The sequence below is a fragment of the Salipiger marinus genome (genome assembly GCF_900100085.1).
In the GTDB taxonomy this organism is placed as follows: Bacteria; Pseudomonadota; Alphaproteobacteria; order Rhodobacterales; family Rhodobacteraceae; genus Salipiger; species Salipiger marinus.
Genome location: NZ_FNEJ01000102.1, coordinates 1 through 1222 on the forward strand (window position 1 = coordinate 1; position 1222 = coordinate 1222).

At 61.8% G+C, this 1222-nt stretch carries 1 protein-coding gene; it reads right to left on the bottom strand.

The window, feature by feature from the left end:
* Nucleotides 1-138: 138 nt before the first annotated feature.
* The gene (locus BLR51_RS27070) at nucleotides 139-1071 is read right to left on the bottom strand and encodes an IS5-like element ISPko1 family transposase (protein ID WP_089852620.1); all 933 of its coding nucleotides are present in this window, start codon (nucleotides 1069-1071) and stop codon (nucleotides 139-141) included.
* Between the last annotated feature and the right edge of the window lie 151 nt (nucleotides 1072-1222).

A 1222-nucleotide genomic window follows, 5' to 3' on the forward strand; every position in this document is an offset into this window, starting at 1 on the left:
TCGCATCATAAGGCCGGATACATGTCAGCACCTGATGACGCGCCAGACGAAGCTCCGAAAAACCCTCTTGCGCATGGGGCGGTTATACATGTTGCACAAATCGGCTGATGACCGGGGTTCCCCTTTCCCCGGACAGACTTATCCCACGGGCTCTGTGACAGGGATGCCGAGCGCGGTGTAGCCGTTCAGAACGGCGATACGGACCTGAAGCTCCGCGACCTGTCGGTCGAAGTCCCGCGCCATGAGGCGCTGCCCCAGCAGTTTCACACAGTGCATCTTCGTTTCGACGCGGCTTCGGCGGTGGTAGCCGCTCCATCGTCGCCAGAGAGCACGACCGAGGTATTTCGATGCCCGCAGCGCTTCGTTTCGTGCGACCGCGCCGGCGGTGACGGTCTTCCACAGCTTGGCATTCTTGCGAGGCGGAATGACAGCGCGGGCGCCGCGGTCAGCGATTGCATCGTGGCATTTGCGGGTGTCGTAGGCACCGTCGGCAGTGACGCTGCTGATCTGCTCGTACGCTGGGATCTGGTTGAGCAGGTCGGGTAAGACCGGTGCATCGCCGATATGGCTCCCTGTGACCTCGACTGCGCGAACCTCCAGTGTTTCCTCGTCGATCCCGAGATGGATCTTGCGCCAGACGCGCCGTTTGGGTCCACCATGCTTGCGGGCGTGCCACTCGCCTTCGCCCTCGACTTTGATACCCGTGCTGTCGATCAGCAGGTGGAGCGGCCCCTTGGAGCCGCGATACGGGATGTTCACGGCCAGGGTCTTCTGGCGGCGGGACAGGGTGCTGAAGTCGGGCACCGCCCAGTCGAGGCCGACCAGCCGCAGTAGGCTTTCGACGAAGCCTGCCGTCTGCCGAAGCGCCATGCCGAACAGCACCTTCATCGAAAGGCATGTCTGGATGGCGGCATCGCTGTAGGTCTGCTGGCGGCCACGCCTACCTGTCGGCGCGGCATCCCAGCTCATCTCGGGATCGAACCAGACCGTCAGCGAGCCGCGGCGCTTGAGCGCTTCATTGTAGGCTGGCCAGTTCCTGGTCCTGTAGGTCGGGGGTGTAGGTCTGCTCATGTATCCCAGCTACCACGCTGGATTCATGAGATGAATCCCACATGGGATTTGTGCAACATGTATAACCGCCCCTTGCGCAAGAGGGTTTGTGAGTACATTTCGCGCGTTGTCGGGTGCTGACATGTATCCGGCCTCAAATGCGACTGATCTC

What these genes read in the sequence shown, in the direction of transcription:
- BLR51_RS27070 (WP_089852620.1), bottom strand. Translation starts at nt 1,071, where the DNA reads ATGAGCAGACCTACACCCCCGACCTACAGGACCAGGAACTGGCCAGCC.